The 6485-nt window shown below is 69.3% G+C and carries 5 protein-coding genes, 1 tRNA gene and 1 rRNA gene; 3 read left to right on the forward strand and 4 right to left on the reverse strand.

Annotated features, from left to right (window positions below):
• Positions 1-226: 226 nt before the first annotated feature.
• Genes purS through purL form a run of 3 tightly spaced genes read left to right on the forward strand, consistent with a single transcriptional unit; the run spans position 227 to position 3539 of the window.
• Complete coding sequence (purS, locus tag ABID81_RS14430; RefSeq protein WP_354595477.1) at positions 227-493, forward strand: phosphoribosylformylglycinamidine synthase subunit PurS; 267 nt, start codon at positions 227-229, stop codon at positions 491-493.
• Positions 493-1188 (forward strand): phosphoribosylformylglycinamidine synthase subunit PurQ, encoded by a 696-nt coding sequence (gene purQ, locus ABID81_RS14435; protein ID WP_354595478.1) that lies wholly within the window; start codon positions 493-495, stop codon positions 1186-1188. Before purS ends, purQ begins: the two co-directional genes overlap by 1 nt.
• A gap of 35 nt (positions 1189-1223) precedes the next feature.
• Positions 1224-3539, forward strand: coding sequence for a phosphoribosylformylglycinamidine synthase subunit PurL (gene purL / locus ABID81_RS14440; RefSeq protein WP_354595482.1), 2316 nt, complete (start codon positions 1224-1226; stop codon positions 3537-3539).
• A gap of 208 nt (positions 3540-3747) precedes the next feature.
• Here purL and ABID81_RS14445 read toward each other — a convergent pair.
• The 4 genes from ABID81_RS14445 to rrf form a co-directional block, all read right to left on the reverse strand.
• Positions 3748-3819, reverse strand: a tRNA-Gln gene (locus ABID81_RS14445).
• A gap of 55 nt (positions 3820-3874) precedes the next feature.
• Positions 3875-4810: an NAD(P)/FAD-dependent oxidoreductase gene (locus ABID81_RS14450; RefSeq protein WP_354595479.1), complete on the reverse strand. Its 936-nt coding sequence runs from the start codon at positions 4808-4810 to the stop codon at positions 3875-3877.
• Positions 4807-6297: a glutamate--tRNA ligase gene (gene gltX / locus ABID81_RS14455; RefSeq protein ID WP_354595480.1), complete on the reverse strand. Its 1491-nt coding sequence runs from the start codon at positions 6295-6297 to the stop codon at positions 4807-4809. Before gltX ends, ABID81_RS14450 begins: the two co-directional genes overlap by 4 nt.
• A 96-nt stretch (positions 6298-6393) precedes the next feature.
• Positions 6394-6485, reverse strand: a 5S ribosomal RNA gene (rrf, locus tag ABID81_RS14460); the annotation flags it as partial.

A 6485-nucleotide genomic window follows, 5' to 3' on the forward strand; every position in this document is an offset into this window, starting at 1 on the left:
CCCGTCGACCGGAAGCGGGACGGAAGACCCGATCACGAGGCCCGAACTCCGTCCGCTGACACCACTGTGCGGCTCGATCCGATGATCCGGCTGACAAGACCCTCGCATTCTGCTGACGATCGCCGGAAGCGCCCCTCGGGCACCTCCGTCACCACCACCGGGAGGCGCGCGCGGCTGCCGTAGACTCGTCGCGTCCACCCGTTGACGCCTCTGCAGGAGTAAACCAGTGCCCACAATCGTCGTCGAGGTCATGCCCAAGGCTGAACTGCTCGACCCCCAGGGCAAGGCCGTCGCCGGCGCCCTCTCCCGTCTCGGCAAGGGGGCGTTCACGGACGTCCGCATCGGCAAGCGCTTCGAGGTCACGGTCGAGGGCGAGGTGACCGAGGCCGTCCTGGCCGACGTCCGCGAGCTCGCCGACGACATGTTCTCGAACTCGGTCATCGAGGACGTCGTCTCGATCACCGTGGCCGACGACGCCACCACGACCCGCTGATGCGCGTCGGCGTCGTCACCTTCCCCGGCTCCCTCGACGACCGTGACGCGCAGCGCGCGGTCCGACTCGCGGGCGGCGAGCCCGTCGCCCTCTGGCACGGCGACCACGACCTGAAGGGCGTCGAGGCGATCATCCTGCCCGGCGGCTTCAGCTACGGCGATTATCTGCGCGCCGGCGCCATCGCCTCGTTCTCGCCCATCATGGCCGACGTCGTCGACGCCGCGAACGCGGGCATGCCCGTGCTGGGCATCTGCAACGGGTTCCAGATGCTCGCCGAGGCCCGCCTCGTCCCGGGCGCGCACACCCGCAACGCTCACCAGCAGTTCATCCGCCGCGACCAGCGCCTCGTCGTCGAGAACGCCCGCACCGACTGGACGAACGGCTTCACCGAGGGTCAAGAGATCACGATCCCCCTCAAGAACGCCGACGGCCGTTTCATCGCCGACGCCGAGACCGTCAAGCGGATCGAGGGCGAGGGCCAGGTCGCCTTCCGTTACGTCGGCGTCAACCCGAACGGTTCGATGGACGACATCGCCGGCGTGACCAACGCCCGCGGCAACGTCGTCGGCCTCATGCCGCACCCCGAGCACGCCGTCGAAGAGGGCTTCGGTCCCGACACCCCCGCCGCGATGTCGAGCGGCGTCGACGGCCTGACCTTCTTCACGTCCGTTCTCGAGAGGGCCCTCGCCAAGTGACCGACCAGACCGACCGCGCCCCGCACGACGCCGAGATGATCGACGTCCGCCCCGAGGGCCACGTGCCCGACACCGTGGCGAACGCCGCGGCGACGCCCGACCGCGAGCAGCCCTACGGCGCCCTGGGCCTGAAGTCCGACGAGTACGAGAAGATCCGCGAGATCCTCGGCCGCCGCCCCACGAGCGGCGAGCTCGCCATGTACTCGGTGATGTGGAGCGAGCACTGCTCGTACAAGTCGAGCAAGATCTACCTGCGCCAGTTCGGCCAGAAGGTCTCGCCCGCCATGAAGAAGAACCTGATGGTCGGCATGGGCGAGAACGCGGGCGTCGTCGACGTCGGCGGCGGGTGGGCGGTCACCTTCAAGGTCGAGTCGCACAACCACCCCAGCTACATCGAGCCGTTCCAGGGCGCCGCCACCGGCGTCGGCGGCATCGTCCGCGACATCATCTCGATGGGTGCGCGTCCCGTGGCGGTCATGGACCAGCTGCGCTTCGGCGACATCGACGCGGCCGACACCGCTCGCGTGGTCGACGGCGTCGTCGGCGGCATCAGCTTCTACGCCAACTGCCTCGGCCTGCCCAACATCGGTGGCGAGACCTACTTCGACGCCGTGTACCAGGGCAATCCCCTGGTCAACGCGTTGGCCGTCGGCGTGCTGCGGCACGAAGACCTGCACCTGGCGAACGCCCGAGGCGTGGGCAACAAGGTCGTCCTGTTCGGTGCCCGCACGGGCGGCGACGGCATCGGCGGTGCGTCGATCCTCGCCTCCGACACGTTCTCGTCCGGTGGGCCCACCAAGCGCCCGGCCGTCCAGGTCGGCGACCCGTTCGCCGAGAAGGTGCTCATCGAGTGCTGCCTCGAGCTGTTCCGTGACGAGCTCGTCGAGGGCATCCAAGACCTCGGGGCGGCCGGCATCAGCTGCGCCACCTCCGAGCTCGCCTCGAACGGCGACGGCGGCATGTTCATCGAGCTCGACAACGTCCTGCTGCGTGACCCGTCGCTGACGGCCGAAGAGATCCTGATGAGCGAGAGCCAGGAGCGCATGATGGCCGTCGTGCGTCCCGAGAAGCTCGACGCGTTCCTCGCCGTCGTGGCGAAATGGGACGTCGAGACGAGCGTGCTCGGTGAGGTCACCGACACCGGCCGACTGGTCATCAACTGGCACGGCGAGGAGATCGTCAACGTCGAGCCTCGCACGGTCGCCGTCGACGGCCCCGTCTACGAGCGTCCCGTCGCCTACCCGAGCTGGATCGACGCCCTGCAGGCCGACGGTGCGTCGTCGCTGCCCCGCCCCACCGGCAACGCCGTGCTGCGCGAGCAGTTCCTCGAGCTGCTCGGCTCGCCGAACCTGGCCGACAAGAGCTGGGTCACGAACCAGTACGACACCTACGTGCTCGGCAACACGGCGCTCAGCTTCCCCGATGACGGCGGCATGATCCGCGTCGACGAAGAGACCGGGCTCGGCTTCGCGATCGCGACCGACGCGAACGGTCGCTACTGCCAGCTCGACCCCAAGCAGGGCGCGCGCCTGGCCCTGGCCGAGGCGTACCGCAACGTCGCCGTGACCGGTGCCGTGCCGGCCGCGGTCACCGACTGCCTGAACTTCGGCAGCCCGGAGGACCCCGAGGTCATGTGGCAGTTCTCGCAGGCCGTCGAGGGTCTCGCCGACGGCTGCCTCGAGCTCGAGATCCCGGTGACCGGCGGCAACGTCTCGTTCTACAACCAGACCGGCACGAGCCCGATCCACCCGACGCCCGTGGTCGGCGTGCTCGGCGTGATCGACGACGTCGCGAAGCGCATCCCGTCGGGTTGGCAGGACGAGGGCGACAACATCTACCTGCTCGGCACGACCGCGCTCGAGCTCGACGGCTCGGCTTGGGCCGGTGTCGTGCACGACCACCTCGGCGGCCGTCCGCCGGCGGTCGACCTCGCGGCCGAGGCCCGGCTCGCGCAGCTGCTGCACGCCGGGGGCGACCAGTCGCTCATCGCGGCCGCGCACGACCTGAGCGACGGCGGGCTGGCGCAGGCCCTGGCCGAGGCGGTCCTCCGTTTCGGCGTCGGTGCGCGCGTCTGGCTCGGCGAGGTGCTCGAGCGCGACGGCATCGACGTCGCCACGGCCCTGTTCAGCGAGTCGACGGGCCGCGTCATCGTCTCGGTCCCCCGTGAGGACGACGTGCGCTTCCGCGGTCTGTGCGAGGGACGTGGCTACCCCGTGGCGCGCATCGGAGTGACCGACGCCGAGTCGGGCACCCTCGAGGTGCAGGACGTCTTCACGGTGTCGATCGACGAGTTGCGGAGCACGCACCGCGGCACCCTGCCGGCCCGTTTCGGAGCCACGATCGGCGAGTAGGCCCCCGTTCCTCCCCGATCCGGGCGAGTCCGTCGGAACCGGTCGTCAGCAGACGACCGACGTCCACGGACTCGCCCGTCTCCGTCTCAGCGCCCTTCCGGCCGGCGCATCTCGGCCCCCCGTTCGGCGAAGCCGAACACGCCGCCGGAGGCGGCCAAACCAGCACGAACAGCAATGCCCCGGACCAAAGGTCAGGGGGCATGCATTGCTGGGGTACCTGGACTCGAACCAAGAATAACTGAACCAGAATCAGTCGTGTTGCCAATTACACCATACCCCAATGACAACGACCGTCAGGTCTTCGTCACTGCTCGGCCCATCACCTGGACCGACGTCTACTGTACAGCATCCGCCAGGTGCTCGAGGCCACCGATGAGGTCGCGGTTGATCACCGCGGCCACGCGTGCCCCGTCACCGGCGGCCACGATCAGTTGCTGTGGGCCGGGGGCGGTGCTCTCGCCCGCGGCGTAGAGCCCGCGCACGGACGTGCGGCCGTGTCCGTCGACGACGAGCAGGCCGTCGTCGTCGAGATCGGCCCCGGTCGCGGCGACGTAGTCGAGCGCCGCCGACCATTCGGGCCGCACGAAACCACCGGCGCGGGGCACGGTCGTCCCGTCCTCGAGCACGACGCCGCGCATGCCGTCGCGGTCGCCGTCGATGCTCGTGACCCGTCGCCGCTCGACCCGGATGCCGCGGGCGGCCAGGAGCCGTTCGTCGTCCGCGCCGACGACGTCGGACCCATGGGTGAAGACGATCAGGTCGTCGGTCCACTGCGACAGCAGCAGGGCCCGCTCGGTCAGGTCGGGGTGCTCACCGATCAGGGCGAGGGGCTGGTCGCGTTTGTCGTACCCGTCGCACTCGATGCAGCTGTGGACGTACGTGCCGTAGAAGGCGCGCAGCTGGCCGACGTCGGGCAGCGTCTCGCTGAGACCGGTGGTCACGAGGACGACGCCGGCCACCGCGGACGACTGCTGCCCGCGGAACTCGCACGACACCTCGAACCCACCGTCGACGGGTCGCACGTCGGTCGCGAGCGTCTGCCGGTGCTCGGCGCCCTCGTAGCCCAAGAACTCGTCACGCCCGAGCTTGCGCAGCTCGAGGGGCGAGATCCCGTCGCGGGTGAGGTAGCCGTGCGACAGCAGCGTGGCCGAGTTGCGCGGCCGGTTGCTGTCGACCAGCAGCACGCGGCGTCGGGCACGGACGAGGTTGAGCGCCGCGCTCAGCCCCGCAGGCCCTCCCCCGATGACGGCGACGTCGTAGCGCTCGGTCATGGTCGCTCGGCGAGGGCCGTCAGGCGGCGAAGCGTCGACTCGCGGCCGAGGATCTCCATCGACTCGAACAGCGGCGGGCTGACCCGTCGCCCCGACAGGGCGACGCGCAGCGGCCCGTACGCGACCCGGGGCTTGAGCCCCAGCTCGTCGACGAGCGCCGCCTTGAGGGCGGCCTGGATGGGCTCGTGCGTCCAGTCGGTCACGCCCTCGAGCGCAGCAGAGGAGGCGCGCAGCACCTCGCCGGACCGCTCACCCAACGAGCCCAGCGCGTCGTCGTCGTACATCAGCTCGTCGTCGCCCACGAAGAGGAACCCGAGCATGCCGCGAGCCTCGGAGAGCAGCGTCATGCGCTCCTGGACGAGGGGCGCCGCCAGAGCCAACACGGACCGTTCGGCCGCGGTGGGAGGCGTGCTGACGATGCCGTCGAGGTACGGCAGGAGGCGCTCGGTGAAGTCGTCGACCTCGAGCAGGCGGATGTGGTCACCGTTGATCGACTCGGCCTTCTTGACGTCGAAGCGAGCGGGGTTGGGGTTGACGTCCACCACGTCGAAGGCGGCCACCATCTCGTCGATGGAGAACACGTCGCGATCGTGGGTCAGCGACCAGCCCAACAAGGCCAGGTAGTTGACGAGCCCCTCGGGGACGAAGCCACGATCACGGTGGTGGAAGAGGTTCGATTCGGGGTCGCGCTTGGAGAGCTTCTTGTTGCCGTCGCCCATGACGTACGGAAGGTGCCCGAAGCGCGGGACGAAGCTCGTGACACCGAGCTCGACCAGCGCCTCGTAGAGGGCGATCTGGCGAGGCGTCGACGACAGGAGGTCTTCACCACGCAGCACGTGCGTGATGCCCATCAGGGCGTCGTCGAGCGGGTTGACGAACGTGTACAGCGGGACGCCGTTCGGGCGCACGACCACGAAGTCGCTGAACGAGCCGGCGGGGAAGGTGATCTCACCACGCACGAGGTCGTCGAAGCTGAGGTCGCGGTCGGGAACCCGCAGGCGAAGAGCCGGCTGGCGGCCCTCGGCACGGAACGCGGCGCGCTGTTCGTCGCTCAGGTCACGCTCGAAGTTGTCGTAACCCTGTTTCGGGTCGCGACCCTTGGCGATGTTGCGCGCCTCGATCTCTTCCCCCGTGGCGAAGCTCTCGTACAGCAGCCCCCGCTCGAGCAACTGGTCGATGACGCCCCGGTAGATGTCGTGGCGCTGCGACTGGCGGTACGGTCCGTGAGGCCCACCGGCGTCGACGCCCTCGTCCCAGTCGATGCGGAGCCACCGCAGCCCGTCCAGGATCTGCTCGTAGCTCTCTTCGCTGTCACGAGCCGCATCGGTGTCTTCGATGCGGAAGACGAGCTTGCCGCCCGTGTGCCGGGCGTAGGCCCAGTTGAAGAGGGCGGTTCGGATGAGGCCGACGTGCGGCGTACCGGTGGGCGAGGGGCAGAACCGCACGCGCACATCGGTGCCGGTGGCGGTCGAGAAGGGAGCAGACATCGAAGACGATCTTACCGGCGGCCGGCCCCGTGATCAGCGTTAAACGCAGAAAGGCCCCTTCCGAAGAAGGGGCCTTTCTGGTGTTTCTCAAAAGGAGTCCGGCGGTGTCCTACTCTCCCACAAGGTCCCCCTTGCAGTACCATCGGCGCTGAGAGTCTTAGCTTCCGGGTTCGGAATGTGACCGGGCG

This window comes from Frigoribacterium sp. PvP054, from assembly GCF_040547465.1.
Taxonomy (GTDB): Bacteria; Actinomycetota; Actinomycetes; order Actinomycetales; family Microbacteriaceae; genus Frigoribacterium.